Raw genomic sequence first — 26,961 nt, forward strand, 5'->3', positions numbered from 1 at the left:
CGTCATGCGGCCACGGCCATCGGTGGCGGTCCCGTGTTTTCGAAACAACCCGTGTTGATGGCGCGTATGGCGTACTCGAGCGTTTCGCGGTGCGCCTCGTCCGCGCTGGCCCATCGCTGTGCGTAGCGCGGAAGATGCCAGTCCGCGAGGATCCCGCCTGCACGCCGGATGCGCACGACGGCCACGTACGTCTGCAGGCCTGGCCCAGGCAGCGCGCAGTGCCGTACCGGAAACACGAGGGTCTCGATCGTGAAGCCCTTCCAGCTTTCGCTTCGTGGGTCGTCCATGATTGCCTCCGCGTGAAGGGTGAAGCGGCGCGGGCCCTGCGGGCCGCGCCGCACGTCTGCATCCCTCCCTGCGCATGCGCCTATTCAACGCTTACCTGGATGCGTCGCGGCTTCGCCTCCTCGCGGCGCGGGATGGTGAGCCTGAGCACCCCGTCGCGCAGTTGCGCGTCGATGCGCGAGATGTCGAAATCCGGGCTGAGCGTGAACGCGCGCCAGAAGTGCGGATGGCGCACTTCACCGTGCTGCAGGCGCAGTCCGGATGGCGTCGGAATCACTGCCTCCGCCTCGATGTGCAGGCTGCCGTCCTGCACGCGCACGTCGAGCTTCTCGCGCGGCACGCCCGGCAGATCGGCGTACAGCGTGATGCCATGGCTGTCCTCAAACACGTCGACCGCAGGTGCGATGCGGGTGCCCTGCCTTGCCACTTCCGCCCCCTCACGGGCGGCGATGCCGGTGCCCGATGGACGCGATGGACGCGATGGACTGTTAGCCAGTTCTGTGCTGTCGTTCATGATGTCCTCCGTAGTTATCCTCAATAATTTTCATGCCGGGTCGAGGGCCTTACTGGACGGTGATGGCGCGCGGCTTCGACGCCTCGGAACGTCCGACGCTGATGGTCAGGCAGCCGTTCACGTAACGCGCGTTGACCTTGTCGGGATCGGCATGTTGCGGCAGTTCGATGACGCGCCGGAATGCGCCCATGAAACGCTCCCGGGCATAGACGCGTGCCTCCTCGCCCGCTTCCGGTTCGCGCGGCTTGCGTTCGCCGCTGATGGTGAGCAGTCCCTTGTCGATCGAGACGTCGATCGCGGCCGGATCGAGTCCGGGCGCGAACGCGACAATCTCGACGCTGTCGTCGGTACTGCCGATGTTGACGGGAGGAAAGGTCTCGCTGCGCATCGCGCGCAGGCTTGCGGGAAAGCCCGGAAAGAGGCTGGCCATCTGCCGTTGCAGGCGGTCGAATTCGGCCGGCAGATCGGGGCTGAAGAAAAGATCGCTCATGACTGGCTCCTTCAAACCGGGGCCTCTCACGAAAGACGAACGGAACCACGCGCTCCAGTCCGCCTGCCCGTGGGAACCCCCGCTGACAAACAAATCGAAACACGCAGCGCTTGTCGCGACTGCCTGAGCGATGCATAAAATAGCGCAACGGATGGAAATTTCAAGAGGCCCTGCAACATGTCAACCGGGAGGCTTCATGGACCTTTTCGATACGCTTCGGGAACAGGTGGAAAGCGTGCGCCTGCCGCTCTTTGCCGTCACCGTCACGGCGGCTGCGCAGGTGACACACCCCTTGTCGCGATACTCCACTGGCATGGTTTCCGGCGCGCCACGCCACTCGTGCTGCCCGGTGTCGAAATACCGCCACGCCCTGTTCCGGGCACCGCGGTCCAGATCGATGCGCAATGGCATGACGTCGAAGCCGTGGACGCCATGCTGCTGGACGCGGCCTGGCAGTTCGGTGTGTGGGAGGTGGAGCGCGTCGAGCGGCGCGGCTGCAACGTGATAGGCGCGTCTGCCGCCGAAGCGCTGGCCTGCCGGCAGGCGTTCGGCCACTACGAAAGCAATGCGGCGCGCGACCCGCATCTCCTTGACGGTGCGATCGATCGCGATGACCTGATGCACCTGGCCGCGCGATGCGGCTACCTGCGCTGGCTCGTCAAGGGCGGACTGTGGCCAGGCACTGGACGAACCCGATGGCACCCTCGACGCGGATGGCGGTCGCGCCCCGCCCTGTCCCATCCGGCCGCAACGGCAGCGCTCGTGTATGCGCACCGTCTACCGGCTCGGCGCGGTCCATCGCATCCTGCTGCTGGATTGAAATATTTTGTTACACATTGGCATTTCCGTAGCCTCTTGAAGCTCGGGGGAGGCGCCTCTATTTCGCTTTCCGCCAGGCAATGGCCACGACTGCACCGCGGCAATTCGCATGCCGCGATACCCCGCAGCCGGGTTCCCTTTTTGGTGATCCTTTAATCGCTCAGGAGATGGAAATGCAGATTCGTCCCCTCTACGACCGGGTTATCGTCAAGCGAATCGAAACGCAGCGGACGGCGGCCTCGGGCATCGTGATTCCCGACTCAGCCGCGGAGAAGCCCGAGCAGGGCGAAGTCGTCGCGGTCGGCAATGGCCGGCTGCTGCAGGATGGAACGCTGCGCGCGCTCCAGCTGAAAGCCGGTGACCAGGTGCTCTTCGGGAAATACGCAAGCCAGACCGTCAAGGTCGATGGCGAGGAACTGCTCGTCATGCGCGAGGAAGACGTCATGGGCGTCCTTGACGCCGACGCGACCGACGCGAGCGCCGCCCGCAAGGCTGCCTGAAATCCCGTTCCGGTCGCGCACACCGCCCGGCCGTGCGCGACGCACCAGGTCAACGACTTTATCCGGAGCAACACCATGAGTGCAAAAGACGTCAAATTCCACGACAGCGCCCGCGCCCGTATCGTCAAGGGCGTGAACGTGCTCGCCGACGCCGTGAAGGTCACGCTCGGGCCGAAAGGCCGCAACGTACTGATCGAGCGCAGCTTCGGCGCGCCGACCATCACCAAGGATGGCGTGTCGGTGGCGAAGGAAATCGAACTGAAAGACCGCCTCGAGAACATGGGTGCACAGGTGGTCAGGCAGGTGGCTTCGAAGACGGCCGACGTCGCTGGCGACGGCACCACCACGGCCACCGTGCTGGCGCAGGCCATCGTGCAGGAAGGCATGAAGCACGTCGCCGCCGGCATGAACCCGATGGATCTGAAGCGCGGCATCGACAGGGCTGTGGCCGCCGTGCTCGACGAACTGCGCACGCTCTCGAAGCCGATTTCCACCAACCGCGAAATTGCCCAGGTCGGCTCGATCTCGGCCGATTCCGGCGAGGCGATTGGCAAGATCATTGCCGACGAGATGGAAAAAGTCGGCAAGGAAGGCGTGATCACCGTCGAGGATGGCAAGTCGATCCCGTGTCGACGACGCGCTGCACGCGACGCGCGCGGCCGTCAAGGAAGGCATCGTGCCGGGCGGCGGCGTGGCGCTCCTGCGCGCCCGTTCAGCGGTGTCGAACCTGAGAGGCGTCAACGCCGACCAGGATGCTGGCATCCGCATCGTGTTGCGCGCGTTTGAAGCCCCGCTACGCGTGATTGCGGCCAACGCGGGCGATGAGCCTTCCGTGGTGATTGCGAAAGTGCTCGAAAGCAACGGCAACTTCGGCTACAACGCCGCGACGGGCGAGTATGACGACCTGGTCGAGGCAGGCGTGGTCGATCCGACCAAGGTTACGCATACGGCGCTGCAGAACGCGGCGTCGATCGCCGGGCTCATCCTGACGACGGATGCGACCGTCGCCGAAGCGCCGCAGGACGAGAATCCGGCGCCGCTTTTTGCCGGACACAAACATGAAACTTGAACTTTGCATTGACTCAAGGCCGCTCGACATCGAGATCGACGACGTCGTGGCGGGACTGCTGGCCGCTCGGCTGAATCTGCCCGACAGCGAAGATCATCGCGAGGCCCTTGCGCGCTATCTCGGCGAGAAGGGCGCTCCCTGGTTGCTCGATGAGGAGCACATGCGCAGGCGCATACTTCGGCGGCTGATCCTGGATATCGCCGACCCGGCACTGGTCATCCGCCATCTAATGGCTGAAGAATGAACGGCCCCCCGGCCAGTCTGCCCAGCGGCCCCTGTTTGCCTGCCCGGTCATCAGGCAGGCTTCCAGCCGGCGTGCTCTGCCGGGACTATCTCAAGTTCCCGCTGCTCTCGGTTGATGATGAGCTTGCCTGCGAGGCATCGCCCGACGACGCGGCGCTGGAGGACGCACTGACCATCCGCTACGGTTCAATGCGCGCGGCACGGCTCGCCATGAAGGTAATTGTTGACGGCTGCCAGTTCTGTCTCGCCAGTCACTTTCACCGCTACGAAGCGGCCCGCCTTCGGACGATAGTTGAATTGATGAAGACGCTGAACCATGCCGCGCTGCAAGGCATCAACGCCGGGCGTGAAACACCCATCGCGGTCGACAGTCAGGTGCGTGCATTGAACGTCACCGTATTCGATCATGAAGATCCGTCCGCCCTGATCGAGTACCTGAGCTCCCGCGGCGATGTATACCTGTTCGAAAAATCTGGATTGCCGACGATGGGTTACCCGTGCTACAAGAGAGAGGCGCATCGGGCGCAGGCCTGCGGCATCATCGACAACTCACCTTCCCAGGGAACATCCGGAAAATGGCAACAGGTACCGTCAAATGGTTTAACGATTCGAAGGGTTTCGGGTTCATCACGCCGGACGATGGCGGTGAGGACCTGTTCGCACACTTCTCCGAGGTTCAGGGCGATGGCTTCAAATCCCTTCAGGAAGGCCAGAAGGTGAGTTTTGACGTCAAGCAGGGCCCCAAGGGGAAACAGGCGGCGAACATCAAACCGTTGTAGGTTTCCGGGCGGCGATCGGGCCGGCAGAATCACCGCCTGTGGGGCGCCGGTAGTGGGCGCCCCCGCTTTTGCTCAGCGCTCTAGAAACGGCCTCAGCCTGTCAGCGCGACCGGGATCTCTCAGCCTGCGCATCGCCTGGCTTTCAATCTGGCGGATCCGCTCGCGGGTCACGCCAAACTGCTCACCGACCTCTCCCAGCGTGTGATCAGAGACAGTATCGATCCCGAACCGCATCCGCAGGACTTTGGCCTCGCGCGACGACAACCCGCTGAGCGCCTCATCAATTGCACGCATGTCCGCATGCATCGTGGCCTCAACCGGTGACCCCGCAGAGACATCCTCGATCATGTCGCCAAGCGTCATATCGGCATCGTCGCCAGCAGGCGTTTCAAGCGACACAGGGTGCTTCGCGATCCTGAGAATACTGCGCACCTTATCCTCGGACATCTCCATGCGCTCGGCAAGGGCGGCGGGATGCGCTTCCCGTCCCGTTCGTTGCAGGATTTCCCGCGAAATCCGGGTCAGCCTGTTGATCGCCTCGATCACGTGCACCGGCACACGAATGGTCCGCGCCTGATCGGCAAGCGCGCGCGTAACCGCCTGCCGCACCCACCAGGTGGCATACGTCGAAAACTTCCAGCCGCGCCGGTATTCGAACTTGTCCACCGCCTTCATCAGGCCGATATTGCCTTCCTGGATCAGATCGAGGAACGGTATGCCGCGGTTCACGTATTTTTTGGCAATCGAGATGACAAGGCGAAGATTCGCCTCGATCATCTCCCGCTTCGCTTGCCGCATTTTCGACTCTGCGGCACTCATCCTGCGGTTGATCTCCTTGAGGAACTGGAGTGGCAGCGAAACCCTGACCTCAATGCCCGCGAGTTTTCTCTGCCCGGCCTGAATGGCCGGCAGATGTCGCTCGAGTGCTGCGCCAAACTGCCGTGAGGTCGCCGCGACACGGCTGGTCCAGCCAAGGTCGGTCTCGTGGCCACGGAACGATTCAACAAACAACTCGCGTGGCATGCCACAACGATCGACAGCGATATCAAGGATGCCGCGCTCGATCGCACGAACCTCCGCCATCTGCTCGTGCACACTGGCACACAGGCGGTCGATGGTTCTGGCCGTAAAACGAACCGGCGCCAGTTCGCGCTGGATCTCCGAGCGCAATCGCGCCACGGCTGCGCAACGAGCCCTCCCCGTTACGGGCATATCCGGCAACTGCCCGAACAGCACGCGCACACGCGCAAACACCGCAAGACTGTCGTTCGCAAGTTGTTCGAGACGGGCCGCGTTCGCTGTCTCCGGATCCCCGGCGTCCGTTTCGACGTCGTCACCGTCCGGACCATCGACGCCAGCGTGTGCTTCAGGCACATCTTCTTCGGAATCCAGCCTCATTTCGCTTTCGTTCGCGTCGTCACGAATGCCATCGACCAGCTCGTCAATACGCGCGTCGCCGGCAACGATGCGGTGCACTTCGGCGAGAATGGTGGCCACGACCGGCGGACATGCGGCGATCGCCTGAATCATCTCCTGCTGGCCGTCCTCGATGCGCTTCGCGATCTCGATTTCGCCGGCACGGGTCAGCAGTTCTCTGGCTCCCATTTCCCGCATGTACATCCGGACCGGATCAGTCGTGCGACCAAATTCGGAATCGACGGTCGACAGGGCAGCCTCTGCTTCCTCGTCCGCCTGATCGTCCGGTACCACGGCGGACGCGGCGCCGCCTAACAGGAGCGTGGCAGCGTCCGGCATCTGCTCGTACACGGTCACACCCATGTCGCCAAACGTGCCGACGATCGTCTCCATCGCAGCGGTTTGCGTAAAGCCGCCTGCCAGGTGGTCGTTGATATCCATGTGCGTGAGATAGCCACGCTCACGCCCAAGCGCGATTAGTGCGCGCATCTGACGTTGACGTTCCTCCTCCTGCCGTCCTGTCGACTCGATGTCCTGCGGTGTTTCGATGACCCGGGGCTTGTCCTTTGACGCGCGGCGGCCGCGCTTTGACGTAACCGCGATCATGCAGGATGCTGAGTCGCCGCGAACGGGATTTGCCATACATTCTCCTCGACAGGTTGGCCGACGATCGTCGCAGACACGAGATCAGTATTTGATCAGTCGGGTGTGAGCGGAATCGTGGAAGGACGAACGGACGATCGAGGCGGAGTAACTCCGGCGGAATCCGGTACGCACAGATTGGGAATCCTGAACGATACCAGATTGCATTGTGCGGCGGAACATTCAACAGATACGGCGTGGTCCCGTGCAGGCGCCTGCCGGACAGATCAGCCCGGGCAAACGGTCATACGCGCCATTACGAGGGCCCTGCCAGCCGCACCGGCGGTTGCTCCGGACCATTCGAAGAATATCGTGTTCCGCGCCGTTCGCTATCTTCGCGGCAATATCAACAGGACGAAACATCGTTCCGTTACTTCTGCGTTCTGCCAGGCTCGGGTGTTCGTCGTTTTCGGCCCGATCGGGATGGTTACGACGCGTCTTCTCCGATAACGGCATCAATGGTCACTTGACCAACTTCCTCTGCGATCTGCAAGGCTCTTTCAGGAGTGAAAGGCCCATTGCGAAGCCTTGTCTCGGCACCCAGTTCATCGACCACGCCGGCATTGTCGCCGCCGGTTATCCGGAAAGTGGCGTCGTACAGGCCACTGGAAGCCTCCGTCAGCTTCACATGAATTTCAAAATTGCGATGCGAGAAAACTCGATGCATGGTGGCCCCGCCAGAATGGCGCAGGAATGCAGTTAATTAAACTTCTGCACGTTCCGCGAACGTTCCGCCTGCTCGATCGCACGTCCACAGACATCGAAAGCAGCGCGGAACGCATCGTCGAGGTCATCGAACGTCCCCTCGATACATTGGGTGTTCGCTGGAATTTCCGGCACGCCTGTCGAAGATTCCTTGTATGTGGGTGGTTCTACGACGAAGTACGCAGCTTCCCCCGCCGGGGTAAGTCTGCTTGCTACGGTTGCCTTCATTTGCCAACCGTTGAACGTATCGAGCCGCGTTTCCATAGGCTTCCCATCAAATTCCGTGAGGTCCGTCACGTGAGGGCGGACATTATTCCGCAATCAGGCTGCGCGCGCGCTCGCGTCTGATGCAGGAAAAGACCGGTTGGTCCGATGGATATGATGTCGTGTGCGATGCAAGGCAGATATGACCGTCGATCCAGACACGGTGCCCTGGCATGTCTATCCGAACCGGGTGTCCAGCCATTGCTGTGCCCAGCTTTTCGCATAGGCAATGGCATCCTCTCGCGCGTCGAATCCGGCCAGGTCACCACTGAGATGAACGTCGTACTCGCTGCCATCCGCACGGCTGGTGCTGATGCGCGCGTGCGCCATATATTCCCCGTCCGCCCGGCGTGGTGTCGGATCGATCCGGAATCGGGTCGAATTGAAACGCATGTTGCCACCTTGTCAATCAGGGTGCGGCATCCGGTGCCGCAAAATACGCCGTCACCGTCAGGCTGGGCGACCGTTCAGAAGGGCCATGATCTGTCCCGCCTCGCAGTCCGATTCGCAACTCGGCATACCGCTCTCGCATAACAGCGCACGTACCGAGACGAACATCCGGTACGCTTGCGCGTCTACCTCGTGGCGACGGTCGCCAATCAGCGTATCCAGATCGTCGTTCGCATCCGATGGAAGAAACTCATCAATAATGTCGCGGCCGCAGACCTGAATGCGCCTGAGCAGGTCGTTTCTGTTCATACCGAACCTCCGGCGATACCCGAAAGCCGTTGTTCCAGCGCGGAACAACGGATAAGTGAAGAGAAAAGCGTTCAGGATTCCAAATCGAGAACCGTCGTGACCGGCGAGCAGGTATCGATGAGACGCTCTGCATATTCTATCGATGCACGGCGTGCATCGCCTGCACTACTGAAGGGGTTGCGGGCTACAACGCCAAACACCCGGCCCCGTTGCGTGCCATCGGGCTCCTGCGGCTCCAGGATTCGTACGGCAGCGTCAAACCCTTCGTCGTAGTTGTGACCAGATCCAGACGCGGTCGGTCGGTGCGGATAAACCAGTGGGCAAATTTCAAGTCCCCGGTAGAGACGGGCAGCGACAGTCATGGAGTCACCTTCTGGCCGCACGTGTTGCGGCAATAGCGCATAGGGACACGCACGACCGCTCCGATATCTGGACAGCGGCCGATCGCGTTTCGTGGTCTGCGATGGAGGGAAGCGGCTCGATCCCTGAGGAACACTGGAGGAGGAGGCTGGGATCGGTCGCAGGTCGACTGATATTTCCATGCTACGCCACTCCAGCCGTTTGTACAGCGAAAGTTTCAGACTTGCACTGCACCGCTGGGCCCATGGAGTCTGTCGAGCGCAGGCAGTCACGCCTTCGGACTGCGGAGGAATGCCCTCTTGCGTTGCTCCGGCTCAGCGCCGGCGGAAAGCGCTGCGGCGCGTCTGGCCGCCGCTTCGTTCGTCCTTGTGCCGAAAATTGATGCGTCCTTTGGTGAGATCGTAGACTGAGAGCTCAAGCGTGACCCGATCACCGGCAAGGATGCGAATGTGATTCTTGCGTATACGGCCAGAAGCGTACGCACCCACGATCACCCCGTTGTCCAGCGTGACACGGTAGCGGCTGTCAGGCAAAACTTCGCCGACAATGCCATCGAGTTCGAGAAGGTCTTCTTTTGCCAATCAATTCTCCTGAGTAAAGAGGGGCGAAGCCAGTGCGACGCTAACACAAAGGACGCGTAGGCATGCGGCTGCGCTTGCCAATGGATTTCGACAGCAATGATCGGGACAAACGCGGCTGCGCAAGGCGTACTCGCTGCACGCGAGCAGAATACAGGCGCTATCAAGAGAACGGCCCGTGCCGTCCGGAGGGAGTAGCGCCACGCCCTGCCAAGGGGGATGACGCATCATGTAGTCACGCTGAACGCGACAATGGAATGGAGCCGGAAGACAGGCTCATGCGGCAGGATCTCAGCGCGGACGCAGGAAGCATCTGCCTCAGGATGCCTGGGCGCTATTATGCACGCGTTTCACCTCATTGGCCATCGCCATGGTCCGCAGCCGGACGAATTTCATGTCGGCCGGAGACAGTAACGTGATGCACGCTTGTCCTGCCAGTGATTCAGCGCGGCCGAAGCGGCTTGACGGCCAGACCGGTAAAGCGTAGCTTGGGTTGCGTTGCTGTTTGATAGCGGTTCGTCATCGACCGTATGCTCCGGCACCCTCTTCTCCCGCCCTCCTTCGGTTTTTTTTGAGGCTGGTTCCCGAGACGCTGTGCGGCTGTAGTGCCGTTTTATCTGCCGGATCGGGACAGCGCACTTCCTTGCCATCCTGAGCATCCTGGACGCGAGTACGCTGGCACATGTCGCCAGCACTTGAGCTGTCCGAAGCGAGGCCCGTTCAGGAAAGGCCGGTCATCCCGGCAGTCAACCTTGTGCGAGTTCGACAGCGCTTTCGGGCCTTCAACTGCGCGGGACTCCGTTCGGCACATTGACAAAATGCGGTGCGGTTCGATGACGGATCGGCCGGCACATTGCCCCCGAACCCATGAGGAGATTGCGATGAACAAACCCTACATCAACGTGGAGGCGATTCTCGAAATGTTCCAGGAGATTGCACAGAAAGGCGTCGACCAGGCAAGCGCAGTTGATTCCCTGAACTGGCTAACCGAATACCTCGCCCGTGAGCACAGCACGATGAACACGAACGACTGGAACCGTCTCCTCCAGATCGGCGCGGTCCTCTATCGAGCCGGAGATCCTGGCGACGGCGCCCTGGGGACGCGTTGATTCCCGTCATGGCTAAAGTAACCGCACTATCAACCGGATGGAGCGACGCGTGTATCGGATGATCGAATATCGGGGGTTCGAGATCCATGTCGAACTCAGCCATTCCGCTGAAGACCTGTACGACGTAACGTTCCAGATCAAGGGCGGCGATAATCTTCGTGTTATGGGAGAACGTGGAGGCAGGATTCGTCTCCGTAACGGTCCCTACACACGCCGATGGGCATACCTGATCGCTGAAGTTGCAGGGCAGGCATCCATCGATGTGCTCCTTGGACCGCTCGCCACCGGCTCTGAACGCTGATATTGCGTTGGCGCAGTTGCCACGTGGCGCTGGACGTCCGGCTATTGCGGCTTGACGATACTGTTACAGGACGGAGATTCTTCGTGACTACCTACCGGGAGGAGCTGCTTCGCCTGCTGCGCGACGCGCATATATGTGGACAAGGTTCAGCGCGATTGCTCATGGTGCTCCTCGAACGCCATCCCGGTCGTGGCCCCTGCTCTGCCACGGTTGAAAATTTCCTGTCCCGGACACTTGAACATCAAGACATGTTGGCCGGGTGCGTTGCACGGATAGAGGAAAGTACCCGCATGCTGCTACCTGAACGAAGTGACCCTGTGGAACTTTCCAGTCCTGAGCATTCCGGTACGAAAGATCTGTCTCGTGAACTCGCTCACGTCCGCAAATGTCTCTCTCAGGAAATCGAACTCTATTCAAAAATAATCGCTACAGCAGAAGCTGGCGGCTTCTTCGAAACGAGGTTCATTTGCGAGGGCATTCAATCGGAGAAATCGTCGATGGTGGCATGGTTGAGGCTTCATGCATCTCATCGCGAGCCACCGGGACTTCACTGATGACGACGCGGGGCACAAACATCCTCCACCGGATATCCATAATATCCAGTACTGCAATTTTATATCGTGACGTACCGATCCCTTGTACGGCCGCGCCGATGCGCATGGTGGATCCCGGCCATGTGCGTCATCGTCATGTTTCTCAACACCGGACGCGCCGTGCGTTCACGCAGCGCCGGTGCGGCCGGAGGCAGTGACGACACGATGACCGTATCGCCTGGAATGAATGACGACGACCCGAGGCGAGGGAACCTGGATCGGCCCTGCGAAGGCTGCTGCCGCTGTTCCACACGGACAATCGAACACCCCTGGGAAGTCCTCAAACGGACGGCAGCTGTAACCCCTGCGTTACGGAAAGCAACGCCAGCGCACGATGAAGTTCGCACCTGTCAGCCTATTTGTCGCGTGGACCACCGATGTATGCCTCCGCTGACCGCACCGGCGCCGAGAACGCCGTCTCGCCTCCCATTGCGTGATCAAGGACGGCGATGGCCCGATTTATCGACGCCGGTTCAGCCCCAAGTGTCCTGGCCTCGCGCATGTAGAAATTCACGGCGTCGAGGCCGTCAATTTCGTGATATTCGCTCTCCAGTTGTCCCGGCCAGCGAGCCTTCAGTGTTGTTTCGGATGGCAACTGTGGCCCAACACCGTTCGCCATGGAAAATACACAGCCTGTTCCTATATGCAATACCTCACGGGCGGGTCGGGCAGCATGAAATTGCGGCAGCGTTGCGAGGAACTCAAGAAGCGGGTACATATGACCTCAGGCGTCGCGGTGAAAGTACCAGTCTATTCCGTATTGGCCTGAAACGCGGAAGAATTCGGGAGATCGAACGAGCGACGCCCGGCGAGCAGTTCACAGGCCATGCACTCCTGGACCGGGTTCGATTCAGCACCTCGATACGACCGTTGAATCATTCAGGCGATTGCGATCATTCGACAGCGACGATCACAGGGATGGGAAAACCGGAAAGAACGCAGGACATGTTGTCCAGGCGCGGGCTGATTGCGCATCCGTCGTGCGGCCTGCCGCAGCGCCGTCTGTTCGATCCCATCGCAGCAGATGCGGTGCCGCCCTGCTGCACAGGACCTAACCTGTGTGCCACGCCAGGCAAGCGGGTGCAGCCAGGCAGGGCCGCATCGCTTCGTCTGCTGAACGGGCAGCCGGTCAAACAGTTACAAGATAAGCATTGACGCTGGTTCACCCGACGGGTACCGTGTGCTCGAAGTTCAAGAAGTTCGACTGCTGTTCATCAATTGCTCGCTCCTCGGCTGTATTCGTTGTCCTCTCCTTCCTTGAAGCTTCACACACTCTTTGATAGAGCAAGTTTTCGTATTTTTCTTCAAGGATTCTTCATGGATACCGGCACCGTCAAGTGGTTCAACGACAGCAAAGGCTTTGGTTTCATCACCCCGGACAAGGGTGGCGACGACCTGTTCGCTCACTTCTCCGAAATCAGGGGCGAAGTCTTCAAGACGCTGGCTGAAAATCAGAAGGTGAGCTTCGAAACGACGCAAGGCCCGAAGGGGCTGCAAGCGGCTAACATCAAGCCGAGGTAAGGTTGAAAGGCCCGGTTTCCTGCGACGGATGCCGGGTTGCAGCGACACCCTCGCGGAGCGTTGTCTCCCTAAATTGGCGCGATCGCTCCTGACTGGCATTGTTTCATTGATCAGCTTGCCACGCGCCATACGCCTCGTTGCACCTCACTCTCCACTCCGGCTTCAATGCTATTCTTCGCTTTTCGGCTGCTTTGGAACACCGCTCGAATGGCCTGGCATCGGCGCACCCGTGCATTTTTCGCACGGCACGGGCCCACTCAAATATCATTAAGGTGAATACGACGCCACAGTTCGAAACAGCCAATAGTCCAGTGAGGCCAGCGATAACCGTGTTCGCTGGACTGCACGCCCCGGCTCGCATCGGACCGGTGTCGCGAGTTGCCATATCTGACCAATCGCCTCGCGTACCCGATTCGCCGCCCGCACAGGGCAGTGTCCAGGACGGTCGGGACGCAAGGGCTACCCCGCAATTTCATGCGTTCTACTACCGCGTACGCGTGTCGAGAGCCGTATTTCGCCATCGTTGATGGCGTGTACACCATCTGTGCCACGAGGCTGCGTGCACATCCACATCACCATTCGCCATTTGCTGCCGGATCTCAACCAGGGGAAAAAATTGACTACTGTAATTCTGAAACCCGACGAGCCTGTGGAAGTTGCATTACGCCGTTTCCGTCGCGCGATCGAGCGCACCAGCTTGATTCCGGAGCTTCGTGCCCGGACTGCCTATGAAAAACCTACCGCAGAACGCAAACGCAAAAAGGCTGCAGCAGTGGCACGCCTGCGCACGCAGATCAAACGGTCGTTGCCGCCGAAAAGGCGGTACTGACCGGGAACTGCCGTGCCGCCATGCTGAAGCGGCCGTCCAGTGCCTGGCTGGGGATCTCGTGTAACCTCCGCACGGGGAACCGGTTATGAGACTATGACCCGGGCCAGCCATCACCTCACGGAAAGTCGTACTGCCCAAACCGCTTAGGTTCTGTCGCAATAGGGCGATCCGCTATGATGTGCGGAACAACATGAACAGCTGAAAGCTTGATGACGACGTTGAATCCGGCGGTGGCCCAAGTGCTCAAGCGCCTGCATTACCCGCTCGATGTGATCCTGATGTGCGTACGCCTGTACGTGGCCTATCCGCTAAGCCTGCGTCACATTGAAGAGATGGTGGCTGAGCGTGGCATTTGCGTTGATCATTCGACCCGTGCATCGCTGGGCGCTCAAGCTGTTGCCGGTGCTGGAGAAGGCGTTCCGCCGCCGCAAGCGGCCAGTCGGAAGGAGTTGGCGAATGGACGAGACGTACATTCGCGTCAAGGGCGAATGGCGGCATCTTTACCGGGCCGTCGACAAGGACGACAACACCATTGACTTTCTGCTACGCGCCCATCAAGACAAGACCGCTGCCCGGCGTTACTTTGAGAAATCGATCGCCCAGCATGACGCGCCCGAGACGGTGACCATCGACAAAAGCGGCGCCAATCTCGCCGCACTCGAAGCCATCAATGCCGATCGTGAGGCGCCTATCATCAAGATCCGCCAGTCCAAATACCTCAACAATCTTGTGGAGCAGGACCATCGCGCGATCAGGCGACGAATGAGGCCCATGCTGGGATTCAAAACTTTTCGCTGTGCCCGGATCCTTCTGGCCGGCATCGAGATTATGCACATGATCGCCAAAGGACAGATGAAATGTGCTCGCGGAACCCATCCGTCCACCGCTGATCAATTCTACGAACTTGCAACATAAGCAGTCCTTCTCATGTCGATCAAGTTTACTCTGCGAGCCTTACTGCAACAGAACCTCTCCGGCTATGCCGCAGTCTTCAGCGGCATCACAGGCGCCCCACCCAGATCATGTCCGGCAATCGCGACCGCCAGCGCGGGATTCAGACTGTCGACCATCGAAGTCGGCATGAGAATGGTCGCCCCGCGTTCCTTCGTCGTCTCGTAGATAATATTCATCGCCCGAAGCTGCAGTGCGCCGGGCTGTGATTCGTACACTCTCGCGGCTTCGACAAAGTTCGAGGCAATCGCGGCCTCTGCGGACCCCAGAATGACGCGCGCCTGCTTTTCTCGTTCGGCCTGTGCCTGACGAGACATCGCGTCCTGCAACGCAACCGGGATCGCTACGTCGCGAATTTCGACCGACCCGACCGCGATGCCCCATTGGGCTGTCTTGACCCCGATCTCATCTCTCAGATGCGTGTCCGCTGCTGTTCGATCGGAGAGTAGCGTAGCCAGCATCGAGGCACCGATCAGCTCCCGCAACGTTGTCTGGGCGACGCGATCGATTGCCTGGCGATAGTCGGTAATCGCCAGTGCAGCCTTTTTGGCGTCGCAGACATGCCAGAAAATGATCGCATCGACATTGACCGGCACCGTATCCTTGGTCAGAGCCTGTTCGGCGTTGAAAGCTGTCGTCTGAATGCGTTCGTCAATGACTGCAACGATGTTGTCCAGAACAGGGATGATCATGAAGAGTCCTGCTCCTTTCACGCTCTGCAGTTTCCCGATACGCAGGATGACGAACTTCTCCCATACGTTGGCAACCTTGATTGACATTGCGATCAGGACAGCAATGACGAAGAGCCCGATACCGATATACAGGTTGACGAACGCGCCAGAGGCAATCGCAGCGAGCAGGAAGACGGTGGACAGAAGTAGTGTGATCGGATTCATGATGGTAATGCCTCCTGGAACTGCGCAATGTCATTTCGGACAATTCGGCTCGATCAATCCGCACTCGGCCGTCGCAACACCCTGGTCGTGAGAGCCAGGGATACACAGCAAACGATGCGCGTGATCGCATTGAGCGTCGGTACGTTACCGTACCGCGCCGCCGGCGCATTGGCCGTGCGCGCTCAGCACCGACGATGACGTGGGATACGTCGGCGAACACTTGCCGCCAGAAGCTGCCGGGGGCAGTCCCTCCTCGATAACGGCTCCCCAATCTGTCGAACTACGCCATTCCCGGCGTCTTGCCAAAAATAGATAGCGACAACGTCCTCCAATGCGCCCAGAATAGGCGACATGGCAGTTGCTTCCGCGACTGAAATAATGGGAGAAGCATGATGGCAAAGGGGCAATTACGCGGTAACCGTGAAGCAAAAAAACCTAAACAACCGAAAAAGCTGCTGTCTCCAGTTGTAGAAAGAGCTTCGGCGACAACATCGAAAATCACGCTAACCCGCAAGCCGGAAAAGAAGAAATAGCACGCTCCCGATCGCGCGGATCGGGGCCGGCATCACCCCTCCAGCGACGCCGGGCGCCGCCCATACCATTTCATCAATGGCCGTATCGACATCCCGTGCGCAAAAATGGACGCCGAAACCATCGCGAGCGTCAACGTGATCAACTGCTTTGCCAGCGGTTCGCTTACACCGTGACGAATCGCGAACATCAAATAAAACACGGAGCCGATTCCACGTATTCCGAACCACGACACCATCGCGCGCGCACGCCCCGCGCTAGCCACACCGAGCGTTCCGACCATGACGGCGACAGGACGCACAAGCACGAACGTCACCGGAATGAACCACCATAGCGCGCTCCACGCCGTGGCATAAGGCAGCAGCGCGCCGACCAGCGAGACGAGCGTAAGCTCAGCAAGGCGTTCCAGTTGAGCGTTGAACGCCCGCACCGCGCCGGTCATGACTGCGCTGGCATGATGCGAGTGCGTCGCTCTCACGCCATACGCATGACCTTCCGCACCGGGCGCGGCACCGAGGGACACGGTACCGGCCTGAGGCTTGTCCTCCACCCGCTGAAAAGCCAGGCCCGCAGCAAAAACAGCCAGAAACCCCGAGGTGTGGCACAGTTGCGCCGCGCCATAGGCAACGGCGATTACGCCGAGCGACAGGAATTCATCCAGGCCGACGGCCTGGGAATGCCGCGTACGCAGATAAACGACAAGTCGGCCAATGAGGGCGCCAAGCCCTGCGCCGATCAATACGCCGCCCGCGCTCGCCCATATCAGGTCCAGTGCCAGCCAGCGCCAGAGACTGAACGAGGCGCCATCATGCCGCGCCAGTAACGCCAACCCCAGCATCACGAACGGAAACGCGGTGCCGTCGTTCAATGCCCCTTCGCCAGCGAGGCTGAAACGCAATTGATCCGGATCGGTACCGCGCTCGGTCTGCACGCCAGAGGCGAGAACGGGGTCCGTGGGCGCCAGAATGCCGCCGAGAAGTACCGCTGCGCCCAAAGGTAATCCCAACCCCCACATCCCGAGCGCTGCGATCAGGCCCACCGTGATCGCCATCGAGACAAACGCGAGACGCATTGGAACAATCCATCTTCGGTCGAGGATCGGAACGCCCATGCGCAGCCCGACGGTAAACAGCGAAATCAGCAACGCGACTTCCGCGACCCGACCGATCACATCGGCATGATGCAGCGGGTCGGGCACGATCAGCTTCAGACCTCCTGGGCCCACGACGTAACCGACGCACAGATAGATCGTCGCGCTGCTCACCAGCAGGCGTGCCAACGTTGCCCCCGCCACCACCATGGCGATGAGCAGCAGGCCGAACAGCAGATACCAGACGGAATCTGACATGGATTGCGTAAAGGGAGACACCGGATGTCATGCTTGAGAATGGGGCCCCAATGTGAGTCGCCATACATCGAACAGGCCAGGTCCGATGAGCCTGACATCCGGGCTCGCCGCAGTCGGTACGGTGGCGGACAGCGCTACGCACGGACTTCCGCTAGATTCGGGCATCCAGTTGCTTCGCTCTTCGCCTCGGATGACCGTCGGCACGCGCATCAACACGATAGCGTGCCGACAAGCGAATCCGGGCCGAACACAATCCAGTCGATCAGTTGACTCTCCGCTCTGGGGGGATTGGCCATGCTGCATCATCAATTCGAGAAAGAGCTCGCGCATCTCGAACTGATCGTCCCGTTACTGGCCGAGGACGGCCCTTTCGCATTGTCCTATTGGCGGCGCCGGATGACGGCGTTATTGGCCGACCAAAGTGTCATTCCCTCGGGAGCGCGACGCATAGTCCGGCTGCTCGATCTGCTCGACAAGATCGAGCAGGAGACCCGCGCCGCACCGCCTCGCCGCGCAAAATTGATTCCCACGCAGTAACCGGCGCCGGTTCGCCAAACCGCGACTCGCTCCCGATCGTGCCCGCGCATTGCAGGCAAGCGCCGGTCGACTGCTGCTGCAGTCCATGACTGGACCCATCACGCGCGGACACACTCCACCACACAAGAACCCTCCGCTCACCGGCGTCTGAATGCTGCCTCGCTCTCCGGTGCCGCCACCGGGTCGACATCGAGGGGCTCGCCCAGCGTCACCGTCACCTGGTGGCGGGCGCCGTCGTCCACGAGGGGCACCGCCGTGTTGCCGGGTGCGAGCGCGACGCCATCCAAAACGATGCCGCGCACGCCGCGGCTGACCCCGTGCGGATTGTTCACCGCGATGTCGTACCGAGCCGCGCCGTGCCGAAACACCGCGGTAAAACCCGGCCATCGCTTCGGCACGCAGGGCTCGATGGACAGCTGCGCGCCGTGCCTGCGCAAGCCGAGCAGCCCTTCGATGCCGGCGCGATACATCCACCCGGCCGATCCCGTATACCACGTCCAGCCGCCGCGCCCCACGTGGGGCGCGGCCGAGTAGACGTCGGCCGCCACCACATAGGGTTCGACCTTGTAGCGGTTCGCTCCGCTTCGCATCCGGCTGCGATTGACAGGATTAAGGAATGCGAACAGATCTGCGGCGCGATCGCCGTCACCCATCTTCGCGAAGGCCAGCACCGACCACACCGCGGCATGCGTGTACTGGCCGCCGTTTTCCCGGATGCCTGGCGGATATCCCTTGATATAGCCGGGATCAGGTGCCGCATGATTGAACGGTGGGGTGAACAGCAACGCGAGGCCGTCCTTGCGGCGAATCAACCGTGTGTCCAGCGCCTCCATGGCGCGGCCGGCCCGCCCCGCATTCGCGGCACCGGACAGCACACACCACGATTGTGCAATGGCATCGATCGCGCATTCGTCGTTGCCGGCCGATCCAAGCGGCGAGCCGTCGTCGAAGTAGCCGCGCCGATACCACTCGCCATCCCATCCCGCGCTTTCGAGCGCCTTGCGCAGGGCTTCGGCGCGCGACAGCCAGCGGTCCGCCCGCTGGCCGTCGCCGCGTGCGCGAGCGAGCGGCGCGAAGGCCGACAGCGTGGCGTGAAGAAACCAGCCGAGCCAGACGCTTTCGCCACGCCCCGCCTCGCCAACCCGATTCATGCCGTCGTTCCAGTCGCCGGTGCCCATCAGCGGCAAGCCGTGCACGCCGAACAGCTCGAGACTTTGCTCCAGCGCGCGCACGCAATGCTCAAACAACGGCGCGCAGGTCTCTGACACGCCCGGCGTGAAGTAAGCGTCATGCTCACCCACAGCCAGCGGCCTGCCTTCGAGGAACGGCACCGCCGCGTCGAGAATCTCCCGGTCGCCCGTCACCTCGACGTACTGAGCCACGGTGTAAGCCAGCCACGCGCGATCGTCCGAAATATGCGTGCGCACGCCGGCGCCACTTTCGGGCAGCCACCAATGCTGCACGTCGCCCTGCGCAAACTGTCGCCCCGCTGCCCGCAGCAGATGCTCGCGGGTCAGCGCGGGCCGCGCAAGCGCGAGCGCCATGCCGTCTTGCAACTGATCGCGAAAGCCGTAAGCGCCGCTCGCTTGATAAAACCCCGCGCGCGCCCAGATCCGGCAAGCCAGCGTCTGGTACAGCAGCCACCGGTTGAGCAGCAGATCCATTGCGCGGTCCGGTGTCTTGACCTGAACGGTTTCGAGCGTGTCGTCCCAGAACGCCGTCACGGCTGCGAGCACCGCGTCGAGATCGGCGTCGCGATAGCGGACGATCAGTTGCCGGGCGGCCTGCGGCGATTCAGCCTCGCCTAACAGGAACACCACCTCGGCCACGCCGCCCGGTGCGAGCTCGATCCCGGCTTGCAGCGCCGCGCACGGATCGAGCCCCGCGCCGACCTTCCCGGACAACGGCGCGGCGGCCAGCCCGGCCGGATCGCTCAAGCTCCCGTTGCGGCCAATGAACTCGCGCCGGTCGGCACTCCAGGCATGCTGCCTTCCGCCCAGATCGGCGAAAGCCACGCGCTCACGCGAGGCCTCGGCCCGGCCGTTGCTGGCAAACATCGCCCCCGTCTGCGCGTCGATCGCGGTGCGGGTATGCGGCGCGGCAAGCGCGCGCGACGCACCGAGCGCCCATTCGGCATAAGCCGTCACCGAAAGATGGCGTATCCGGCTCGACAGGTTGCGCAGTGTCAGACGGGAAATCTTGATGGGATCGTCGAGCGGCACGAATTGCAGCAATTCGAGCTCGACCTCTTCGGCCGTATGCGTGAAGCGGCTATAGCCCTGGCCGTGACGTGCGATATAGGGCGCCGCACCTGGCGAGGTGTCGCGCACCGGATTCGCCTGCGGCCCCCACAACACGCCGCTATCGTCGTCGCGAACGTAAAACGCCTCGGCAGACGGGTCGCTCACCGGATCGTTGGACCACGGCGTCAGCTGGTGCTCGCGGCTGTTCGACGCCCACGTGTAGCCGCTGCCCTCGGCCGACACCAGAAAGCCGCATAGCGGGTTGGCGACGACATTGATCCACGGCATCGGCGTGCATTGCCCGGCGGCAAGGATCGTCACGTATTCCCTGCCCTCGTTCGCAAAGCCGCCGAAGCCGTTGAAGCATTCCAGTCCGGCGCCGGGTTGCGCCGGTGTCGGCGGCACCGGTGCGGGCACGGTTGCGGGCAAAGGCAATGGCCTGACGCGCGGCGGCGGCGGTGCGCTTGCCAGCCGCCGCAACTGGTCCGCCAAACGACCGTTGCGCGCCGCCAGCACGGCGCGCGCGGCCACCGGAAAGAGCGCACGCGCGGCGCCCGACATCAAGTCCGCCCGCAGCACGAAGATGGCGCCGCGCGCAGCACCCGGGAGCGGCGACCGCGCCTGCCCGGAGCGCACCAGCGCCTCGAGCGCGGCCTGCAAGTCCTGGACATACGACGACGCACGCTCGTTGATGATGACGAGATCGACTGCGAGCCGTTTCATGCTCCAGTACTCGTGGGCATGCACCAGTTGCCGCACCAGTGCCATGTGTTCGATGTCGTCGATGCGCACCAGCAGGATCGGCAGGTCGCCCGACACGCCGTGCGCCCAGAGCGGCGCGACACCCACGCCGCCCGCCGCGGCCACCGCTGCCGCGCCGCGCAGCAGCGCGTCGGAACCCGGCCGCAGCGACGCATCGTTGTACAGCATGTACCCGGCCATCCGCTGGAACAGCGCCGCCTCGTCGGGACTCACCCCGTTATGACGGAGTTGCACCTGAGCCTGGGTCCACGCAAGCATCGCCGCCCGCGCGTACGACGCCCCGTCGCGATGCTTGTCGACCAGATCCAGCAACTGCCCGCGCGAATCGGCGACGATGGTCCAGAATGCGATGCTACCGGTCTCGCCGGGCCTGATGCGCAAACGCTGGCGCAGCACGAACGCGGCGTCGAGCACCACGCCGGCTGAATTGCCGAGCGGGCGCGCGCCCACGAGGGCGCGCGGCGAGTGCACGCTGCGCCCCCGGCCGATAAAGCGGGCGCGGTCGGTTTCGACTTCGGCGGCCCCGACGGCATTGCCCGCGATTTCCGCCAGATGCGCGGCCCAGACCTCGGGCTCGTTCGTCTCGCGGCGGCGCCGCGTCGCCAGAATGGCCGCCGACCCGGGCAGATACTCGGTCTCGACGAACAGCTTCGCGAACGCCGGATGCGCCTCGTCGGTGGCCGGCAGGGCCAGCACGATCTCCGCATAGGACGTGAACTCGATGATGCGCTCGCGCGCGCCGCCATTGGTCACCGACACCCGCCGCACTTCCGCGTCCTCCTCGGGCGACACCACGACGTCGAGCGAGGTCGTCAGCGTGCCATCGCGCCGGACGAACTCCGCGCGGTCCTCCGTGAGGTTCACTTCGTAGCTGTCCGGCACCACGCCGGCCGGCTGCCATGCGGCCGACCACCATGCGTCGCTCGCGACGTCGCGCAGATACAGGTAGCTCCCCCAGTCATCGCAGGTGGCATCCTCGCGCCAGCGGGTGACGGCCAGATCGTCCCGGCGGCTGTAGCCGGAGCCGGCCGAGGTGAGCATCACCGTGTAGCGGCCATTGGAGAGCAGATGGGTCGCGGGCGACGGATCGCCCGCCGACACCAGGCGCCGCACGATATCCGGCCCGCCGCCGCGTATCGGCCCGACGCTGCGCTTCTCGTCGACCCGCAGATGCGCGGCCGCCACCCGCCCCGGCATACGCTCCTGCAACAGCAGTTCGGTGGCCTGGATGGCCGGCTCCGCGTGAAAGAACGCACGAATGCGCCCGCCGAGGAGCGCGTTGGCGATCGAGACGATCGACATCCCCTGATGATGCGCCATGAACGCGCGCACCACCGCGACCTGTTGGCCTTCGGGCACGCGCGCGGGCGTATAGTCGAGCGCCTCGTAGAAGCCGAAGCGGCCGCAGCCCCCCGCCGCGCCCAGACACTCGAAATTGCGCGCGGCTGCGCCGGGCGCGACCATCGCTGCGAGAGCAGTCGCATACGGCGCGATCACGGCGTCGTGGCCGAGACCGCGCTTGAGACCGAGATCAGGAACGCCGAAACTCGAATACTGGTAGGTGAATTCGAGATCCCGCGCGTTATAGGCCGATTCGGAGATGCCCCACGGCAAGCCCAGCGCCGCTCCATAGCGGATCTGCTTGCGCACGACGAGGCCGCTGGTGCGCGCGATCAGGCTGTCGGCCGGCGCGCGCATCACCAGCGACGGCATCAGGTACTCGAACATCGACCCGGACCACGAGACCAGCACGGCACCGCCCGCCACCGGCGTCGCGACGCGGCCCAGCCGGAACCAGTGGCGCGCAGGAATGTCGCCCTTGGCGATGGCCACGAAACTCGCCAGCCGCGCCTCGGACGCCAGCAGATCGTAGCTGCCCGGATCGAGCCGCCCCTCGGCAACCGCGTAACCGATCGACAGCAGACTGCGCACCGGGTCCAGCAGGAAGCCGAACTCCATCGCATTCGCCATGTGCAGCGCCGTATCGGCAAGCGCGTTCAGGCGCGCGCCCAGCGTCGCCGATTCCGGCGTGCATGCGCTATCGCGGCAATGGCTGTGAATCGCCTGTTCGAGCGCATCGGCCCAGAACAGCACATCGTCGCCCGTGCCGTCCTGGGCGTCGCCGGTTTCGTCGACCAGGGCGCGCGCGATGTCGGCCACCGTTGCGGCCGACAGCTGCATCGCCGGCCATGCGGACGGCGCCGCGGCCGCGGCGCCACCGGACGCGGCCGTGCCGGCCGGTCCAGGGCCTGGCATCGCGCCCTTTAGCGTACCCTGCAACGCGCCCGCCGCCTGCTCGAATTCGCCATGCAGGGCGCCGCGTGGATGCGTCCCGGCGTTCTGGCTCACGGCGCCGCAGAGCAGCGCGAGGCTGTCGCCGACACCCTCGGGCGCGCACGGCTCCACGCCGGGGGGCTCGGCCGCCCACGCGCGACAGGCATTGGCGAGCGCGATCAGATGGCCGGCAAGGTTGCCACTGTCGACCGACGAGACGTACTTCGGCTCCAGCGGACAAAGATCCTGCGTGGCGTACCAGTTGTAGAAGTGGCCACGATAGCGCGGCAGGCGCCCCATGGCGCCCAACGTCGTCTCCAGCCGGTCGACGGCGTCGAGCGTACCGAGCCAGGCGAACTCCCGCGCGCTGACCGTCGCGAGCAGATAAAGCCCGATATTCGTCGGCGAGGTGCGATGCGCGACGACGGGACGCGGATCCTCCTGAAAATTGTCCGGCGGCAGCATCTGGTCGGCGGCCGTGACGAAGGTCTCAAAATAGCGCCACGTGCGGCGCGCATGAAGGCGCAGTTGGCGGGCGTCCTCCGGCGTGACGGCGAGATCGCCCGCCGCTCGCGGCGCGACGCTCGACCGGTGCGCGACGGCAGGCGACGCCAGCCAGCCGAGCACGAACGGAATCCCCGCCCACGCGCCATGATTGCCGGATCGCCATGCCACCCACGCACTGGCCGCCGCACCAAGTAGCGCAAGCGCGATGCCGCCGCGCATCCGCACGAGTGTCTGGTAAAGCGATGGGCGCTCGCGCGCACCGGCTTCGGCCGCCGTCGTCCATTCGAGCCGATGCCGGTGACTGACCATCACGCGAAACGTTGTGCGCGCAATGGCATCGCTCATCGACGCCGCCTGCTGCGCCAGAAAGATGATCGACAAGCCGGTTCGGGCCAGTGCGAGCCTCAGGTCCGCCAGCCAGACGTAGAGCAGGCTGCGTGCCGTCATTTTCACCTGCGAGCGTCTCCAGCGCGGCACGAGTGCGCCCAGTACGGGCAGCAGCACGGGCAAGCCGATCGTCGCCACCACGAAAGCGCTCCAGAGCAGCGCGGCCGGCAGCGGCAAGGTCCAGCCGGCCAGCAGCGCGACAAAGGCTGCGGGGGCCGTGAGCGTGCGGCGCAGATTGTCCAGCATTTTCCAGCGAGCCGTGGCCCGCAGTGCCAGGTCGGGCCGCAGGTGCACCGAGGCCAGCCAGGGCAGCAATTGCCAGTCGCCGCGCGCCCAGCGATGCTGACGGGCGGCGGCAACGTCGTAGCGGGCCGGAAACGCTTCGACCACCTCGATATCCGAGGCAAGCCCTGCCCGCGCGAAAACGCCTTCGAACAGATCGTGACTGAGCATCGTGTTCTCCGGCACCCGGCCGGCGAGAGCCAGCTCGAAGGCGTCGACATCGTAGATGCCCTTGCCCGCGTACGAGCCTTCGTCGAGAAGATCCTGGTAGACATCCGATACGGCGGCCGCATAAGGATCGATCCCGTTCTGGCTCGACCAAACGCGCTGAAACAGCGAGCCTTCGGCACCGACGGACAGCGAAGGCGTCACGCGCGGCTGCAATACGCCGTAACCTTCGACGACGCGCTGGCTGCGCGGGTCGAAAACCGGCCGGTTGAGCGGGTGCGCCATTTTCCCGATCAGACGGCGCACCGTATCGCGCGGCAAGCGGGTGTCCGCATCGAGCGTGATCACGTAGCGGACCTGCGGCGGCACGGCAGGCAGGCGGGCGTCGAGCGCGACGAACGAGGTGTCCGACGCGCCGCGCAGCAGCCGGTTCAACTCGTGCAGTTTGCCCCGCTTGCGCTCCCAGCCCATCCACACGCCCTCTTCCGCATTCCAGGTGCGCCGCCGATGCAGCAGCAGGAAACGCGGCCCCAGCGGCGTGGCGGGATAGCGCCGATTCAGTTTCTCGATGCCCGCGGCGGCGGCCGCGAGCAACGCGTCGTCGCCGTCGGCTTCGGCGGCGGGGGAATCGGTCCAGTCGGACAGCAGCGCGTAATAAAGTTCGCCGCCCCCGCTCGCGAGATGATGCACCTCCAGCCGCTCGATCTGCGCGGCCAGTTCGGCTTCGGTGGTCAGCAGCGTCGGCACGGCCACCACGGTACGCAAGGCCGCGGGAATTCCGTCACGCAGCGCGAGACCCGGCAACACGACCGCCCCGACCTCGCGCATGACACCCCGGTTGACCACCGCCACCGCCACGTCGAGCGCAGGCAGCAACCCGGCAAGACCGAGCCAGATCCACCCGCGCGAGAACGGAGCGAGACCGGCGAGCAGCATCAACATGCCGCCCAGCAGCAGCGCGGCGAACAACACGATGCGGCCGACGTAACCGCCGAGACCGGCATGGCGCGTGAACCGGCGCAGCCATACCGCCGCCGGCGGGCGATAGCCGATCGCCGTCTCGAACGCGCGGCGGCCCGCCGCCAGCAGGTGATAGCCGGGATCGGCGGCACGGTCCTGCTGCGCGCCGGCGGCCGGCGCATCGGCCTGAGCGGCCTGAGCGGCGCCGACGGCACGACGCGCGATATCGGGTTCGCTCAGCGACGAACCGCGCGCCAGCGTTTCGATTGCGCCGCGGTACAGGTTGCGCGTCGGAAAGTCCATGTCGACGAAGCCGGGACAGGTGCGCAGGATCTCGTCGACGGGACTGATGCGCTCGAACAGATCGCTCCAGTCCACATCGGAGATCAGACGCAGGCTCGTGATCACATTGCGCACCGTCAGGCTGGCCGCGCCCTGCTGCTGATGCACCGCGCTCACGATCCGCTCCGCCGTAGTGTGCCGGGAGGCAAGATGCGCGCGCAGCCACGTTACCGCCGGCGTCGTGTCGGGGTCCTGATCGTGCAGCCGCTGGATAAGCTGCACCGCGAAGGTGTCGCACAGCGCCGAGCGTGCGTAGCGCGCCACGAGCACCTCGACGGCTTCGGGCGCGTGTCCGCCCGCGCCGAGCAGACGATCGGCCATTGCGTCGGCGTCGAGCCGCGCGATGCGCCCATCGGTAATCTCGTCCGCGAGGCGCCGCAGGTTCTCGATCAGCACGATGCGCAACGTGATTGCCACGGCCCACAATTCGCCGATCGTCAGCGGCTGTACGCTCTGGTAAGCCAGCACGAACCGGCACAACAGATCGGGATCGAAGCGGCTGTCGGTATGAGCGACGAATGCCCACGCGAGACCGAATACGCGCGGATAGCCGGCAAACGGGCCGGCGCTCAGCTTGGGCAGTTGCCGATAGTAACTGGGTGACAGGTCGTCGCGGATCTGCCGAACCTGCTCTTCGACCAGATGATAGTTGTCGAGCAGCCACTCCGCCGCCGGCGTGATCGTTTCGTCGCTCTCCGCCGCCACCACCGTCGCTTCGTAGGCTCGCAACAGATGGCTCGCGTCGTCCCTGAGCCTCGCGGCAAGCGAGGGGCCGGCAGACGCTTTCTCCGAGATCGGTTGTGCGCCGGCGAGGCTGCGCGCATGCTGCGCGAGCCGCTCTTCGCCGAACAGTTGCTCGCGCACCGGCGTGGTGCTGTGCCATGGAGACGGCGCCGTGCGGCGCCGCAAGCCGTGTGAGAACCGAATCATCGCACTATCCCTTTTTAGCAGAGCCCTGTAAGGCGCTTGTACCGTATCGCCTGGCGTCGGCTAGACCAACGTACAAAGGATATTGCATAGGAATCCTTTAGTATTGCGTGTTCGGCATCGGTGCCCA

Annotated in this window: 26 protein-coding genes and 2 pseudogenes; 13 read left to right on the plus strand and 15 right to left on the minus strand. The window is 63.2% G+C overall.

Annotated features, from left to right (window positions below; genetic code table 11):
- Positions 1-2: 2 nt before the first annotated feature.
- The 3 genes from ACFPTO_RS03970 to ACFPTO_RS03980 form a co-directional block, all read right to left on the minus strand.
- Positions 3-287 carry a hypothetical protein gene (locus ACFPTO_RS03970; RefSeq protein WP_377709623.1) on the minus strand — a complete coding sequence of 95 codons (285 nt, stop codon included), beginning with the start codon at positions 285-287 and terminating at the stop codon, positions 3-5.
- Between the two features lie 80 nt (positions 288-367).
- Entirely contained in the window at positions 368-799 is a 432-nt protein-coding gene (locus ACFPTO_RS03975) for an Hsp20/alpha crystallin family protein (protein WP_377709624.1), read from the minus strand.
- 49 nt (positions 800-848) lie between these two features.
- On the minus strand, positions 849-1,289 hold the full coding sequence (locus tag ACFPTO_RS03980; protein ID WP_377709626.1) for an Hsp20/alpha crystallin family protein: 441 nt from the start codon (positions 1,287-1,289) through the stop codon (positions 849-851).
- A gap of 196 nt (positions 1,290-1,485) precedes the next feature.
- Between ACFPTO_RS03980 and ACFPTO_RS03985 the strand changes: the two are divergent.
- The 4 genes and pseudogenes from ACFPTO_RS03985 to ACFPTO_RS04000 all read left to right on the plus strand — a co-directional run bounded on the left by ACFPTO_RS03985 (position 1,486) and on the right by ACFPTO_RS04000 (position 3,921).
- Positions 1,486-2,109 (plus strand): annotated as a pseudogene (locus ACFPTO_RS03985) (diguanylate cyclase).
- A gap of 172 nt (positions 2,110-2,281) precedes the next feature.
- A complete protein-coding gene (locus ACFPTO_RS03990; protein ID WP_377709627.1) occupies positions 2,282-2,608 on the plus strand; it encodes a co-chaperone GroES in 327 nt (108 codons plus the stop codon).
- A 75-nt stretch (positions 2,609-2,683) separates the two neighbouring features.
- Positions 2,684-3,677, plus strand: a pseudogene (locus ACFPTO_RS03995) (TCP-1/cpn60 chaperonin family protein).
- Positions 3,667-3,921 carry a hypothetical protein gene (locus ACFPTO_RS04000; RefSeq protein WP_377709628.1) on the plus strand — a complete coding sequence of 85 codons (255 nt, stop codon included), beginning with the start codon at positions 3,667-3,669 and terminating at the stop codon, positions 3,919-3,921. The pseudogene ACFPTO_RS03995 and the gene ACFPTO_RS04000 overlap by 11 nt, the downstream one beginning before the upstream one ends.
- Before the next feature lie 185 nt (positions 3,922-4,106).
- Here ACFPTO_RS04000 and ACFPTO_RS04005 read toward each other — a convergent pair whose 3' ends face one another.
- Entirely contained in the window at positions 4,107-4,439 is a 333-nt protein-coding gene (locus tag ACFPTO_RS04005; RefSeq protein ID WP_377709629.1) for a hypothetical protein, read from the minus strand.
- Positions 4,440-4,495: 56 nt separating this feature from the next.
- Between ACFPTO_RS04005 and ACFPTO_RS04010 the strand changes: the two genes are divergently transcribed.
- Complete coding sequence (locus tag ACFPTO_RS04010; protein ID WP_377709630.1) at positions 4,496-4,699, plus strand: cold-shock protein; 204 nt, start codon at positions 4,496-4,498, stop codon at positions 4,697-4,699.
- Between the two features lie 72 nt (positions 4,700-4,771).
- On the opposite strand, the gene rpoD is transcribed toward ACFPTO_RS04010, so the two are convergent.
- From rpoD to infA, 7 genes are all read right to left on the minus strand, one after another.
- A complete protein-coding gene (rpoD, locus tag ACFPTO_RS04015; RefSeq protein WP_377709631.1) occupies positions 4,772-6,757 on the minus strand; it encodes an RNA polymerase sigma factor RpoD in 1,986 nt (661 codons plus the stop codon).
- A 427-nt stretch (positions 6,758-7,184) separates the two neighbouring features.
- The gene (locus ACFPTO_RS04020) at positions 7,185-7,424 is read right to left on the minus strand and encodes a hypothetical protein (protein ID WP_238466266.1); all 240 of its coding nucleotides are present in this window, start codon (positions 7,422-7,424) and stop codon (positions 7,185-7,187) included.
- A 32-nt stretch (positions 7,425-7,456) separates the two neighbouring features.
- Positions 7,457-7,726 (minus strand): hypothetical protein, encoded by a 270-nt coding sequence (locus tag ACFPTO_RS04025; RefSeq protein ID WP_377709632.1) that lies wholly within the window; start codon positions 7,724-7,726, stop codon positions 7,457-7,459.
- A 177-nt stretch (positions 7,727-7,903) separates the two neighbouring features.
- Positions 7,904-8,119: a hypothetical protein gene (locus tag ACFPTO_RS04030; protein ID WP_377709634.1), complete on the minus strand. Its 216-nt coding sequence runs from the start codon at positions 8,117-8,119 to the stop codon at positions 7,904-7,906.
- Between the two features lie 57 nt (positions 8,120-8,176).
- Positions 8,177-8,425, minus strand: a complete 249-nt coding sequence (locus ACFPTO_RS04035; RefSeq protein WP_238466261.1) for a hypothetical protein — start codon at positions 8,423-8,425, stop codon at positions 8,177-8,179.
- A 71-nt stretch (positions 8,426-8,496) separates the two neighbouring features.
- The gene (locus tag ACFPTO_RS04040; RefSeq protein WP_238466259.1) at positions 8,497-8,787 is read right to left on the minus strand and encodes a hypothetical protein; all 291 of its coding nucleotides are present in this window, start codon (positions 8,785-8,787) and stop codon (positions 8,497-8,499) included.
- A 312-nt stretch (positions 8,788-9,099) separates the two neighbouring features.
- Positions 9,100-9,366 (minus strand): translation initiation factor IF-1, encoded by a 267-nt coding sequence (gene infA, locus ACFPTO_RS04045; protein ID WP_377709636.1) that lies wholly within the window; start codon positions 9,364-9,366, stop codon positions 9,100-9,102.
- 878 nt (positions 9,367-10,244) lie between these two features.
- Between infA and ACFPTO_RS04050 the strand changes: the two genes are divergently transcribed.
- The 3 genes from ACFPTO_RS04050 (at position 10,245) to ACFPTO_RS04060 (ending at position 11,327) form a co-directional block, all read left to right on the plus strand.
- Positions 10,245-10,472 carry a hypothetical protein gene (locus ACFPTO_RS04050; RefSeq protein ID WP_377709637.1) on the plus strand — a complete coding sequence of 76 codons (228 nt, stop codon included), beginning with the start codon at positions 10,245-10,247 and terminating at the stop codon, positions 10,470-10,472.
- Between the two features lie 49 nt (positions 10,473-10,521).
- Complete coding sequence (locus ACFPTO_RS04055; protein ID WP_238466254.1) at positions 10,522-10,773, plus strand: hypothetical protein; 252 nt, start codon at positions 10,522-10,524, stop codon at positions 10,771-10,773.
- A gap of 83 nt (positions 10,774-10,856) precedes the next feature.
- The gene (locus ACFPTO_RS04060; protein ID WP_377709639.1) at positions 10,857-11,327 is read left to right on the plus strand and encodes a hypothetical protein; all 471 of its coding nucleotides are present in this window, start codon (positions 10,857-10,859) and stop codon (positions 11,325-11,327) included.
- A 394-nt stretch (positions 11,328-11,721) separates the two neighbouring features.
- On the opposite strand, the gene ACFPTO_RS04065 is transcribed toward ACFPTO_RS04060, so the two are convergent.
- Positions 11,722-12,084 (minus strand): hypothetical protein, encoded by a 363-nt coding sequence (locus tag ACFPTO_RS04065; RefSeq protein WP_377709641.1) that lies wholly within the window; start codon positions 12,082-12,084, stop codon positions 11,722-11,724.
- A 599-nt stretch (positions 12,085-12,683) separates the two neighbouring features.
- Here ACFPTO_RS04065 and ACFPTO_RS04070 point away from each other — a divergent pair.
- The 3 genes from ACFPTO_RS04070 (at position 12,684) to ACFPTO_RS04080 (ending at position 14,631) form a co-directional block, all read left to right on the plus strand.
- Positions 12,684-12,887: a cold-shock protein gene (locus tag ACFPTO_RS04070; protein ID WP_377709643.1), complete on the plus strand. Its 204-nt coding sequence runs from the start codon at positions 12,684-12,686 to the stop codon at positions 12,885-12,887.
- A 616-nt stretch (positions 12,888-13,503) separates the two neighbouring features.
- Complete coding sequence (gene rpsU / locus ACFPTO_RS04075) at positions 13,504-13,716, plus strand: 30S ribosomal protein S21 (RefSeq protein ID WP_377709971.1); 213 nt, start codon at positions 13,504-13,506, stop codon at positions 13,714-13,716.
- A 209-nt stretch (positions 13,717-13,925) separates the two neighbouring features.
- Positions 13,926-14,631 (plus strand): IS6 family transposase gene (locus tag ACFPTO_RS04080; RefSeq protein ID WP_377709645.1). Its coding sequence is split into 2 segments (ribosomal slippage): positions 13,926-14,087 and positions 14,089-14,631, totalling 705 coding nucleotides; the frame shifts between segments, so codons are not numbered across the junction.
- Positions 14,632-14,693: 62 nt separating this feature from the next.
- Here ACFPTO_RS04080 and ACFPTO_RS04085 read toward each other — a convergent pair.
- Positions 14,694-15,563: a slipin family protein gene (locus ACFPTO_RS04085; RefSeq protein WP_377709646.1), complete on the minus strand. Its 870-nt coding sequence runs from the start codon at positions 15,561-15,563 to the stop codon at positions 14,694-14,696.
- A 389-nt stretch (positions 15,564-15,952) separates the two neighbouring features.
- Between ACFPTO_RS04085 and ACFPTO_RS04090 the strand changes: the two genes are divergently transcribed.
- On the plus strand, positions 15,953-16,096 hold the full coding sequence (locus ACFPTO_RS04090) for a hypothetical protein (RefSeq protein WP_234775444.1): 144 nt from the start codon (positions 15,953-15,955) through the stop codon (positions 16,094-16,096).
- Between the two features lie 32 nt (positions 16,097-16,128).
- On the opposite strand, the gene ACFPTO_RS04095 is transcribed toward ACFPTO_RS04090, so the two are convergent.
- Positions 16,129-17,442 (minus strand): cation:proton antiporter, encoded by a 1,314-nt coding sequence (locus ACFPTO_RS04095; RefSeq protein WP_377709648.1) that lies wholly within the window; start codon positions 17,440-17,442, stop codon positions 16,129-16,131.
- 294 nt (positions 17,443-17,736) lie between these two features.
- On the opposite strand from ACFPTO_RS04095, the gene ACFPTO_RS04100 reads away from it, so the two are divergent.
- Positions 17,737-17,979 (plus strand): hypothetical protein, encoded by a 243-nt coding sequence (locus tag ACFPTO_RS04100; protein WP_377709650.1) that lies wholly within the window; start codon positions 17,737-17,739, stop codon positions 17,977-17,979.
- Between the two features lie 137 nt (positions 17,980-18,116).
- On the opposite strand, the gene ACFPTO_RS04105 is transcribed toward ACFPTO_RS04100, so the two are convergent.
- A complete protein-coding gene (locus ACFPTO_RS04105; RefSeq protein ID WP_377709652.1) occupies positions 18,117-26,834 on the minus strand; it encodes a GH36-type glycosyl hydrolase domain-containing protein in 8,718 nt (2,905 codons plus the stop codon).
- Positions 26,835-26,961 lie beyond the last annotated feature (127 nt).

It is taken from the genome of Paraburkholderia denitrificans (assembly GCF_042655705.1).
In the GTDB taxonomy this organism is placed as follows: Bacteria; Pseudomonadota; Gammaproteobacteria; order Burkholderiales; family Burkholderiaceae; genus Paraburkholderia; species Paraburkholderia denitrificans.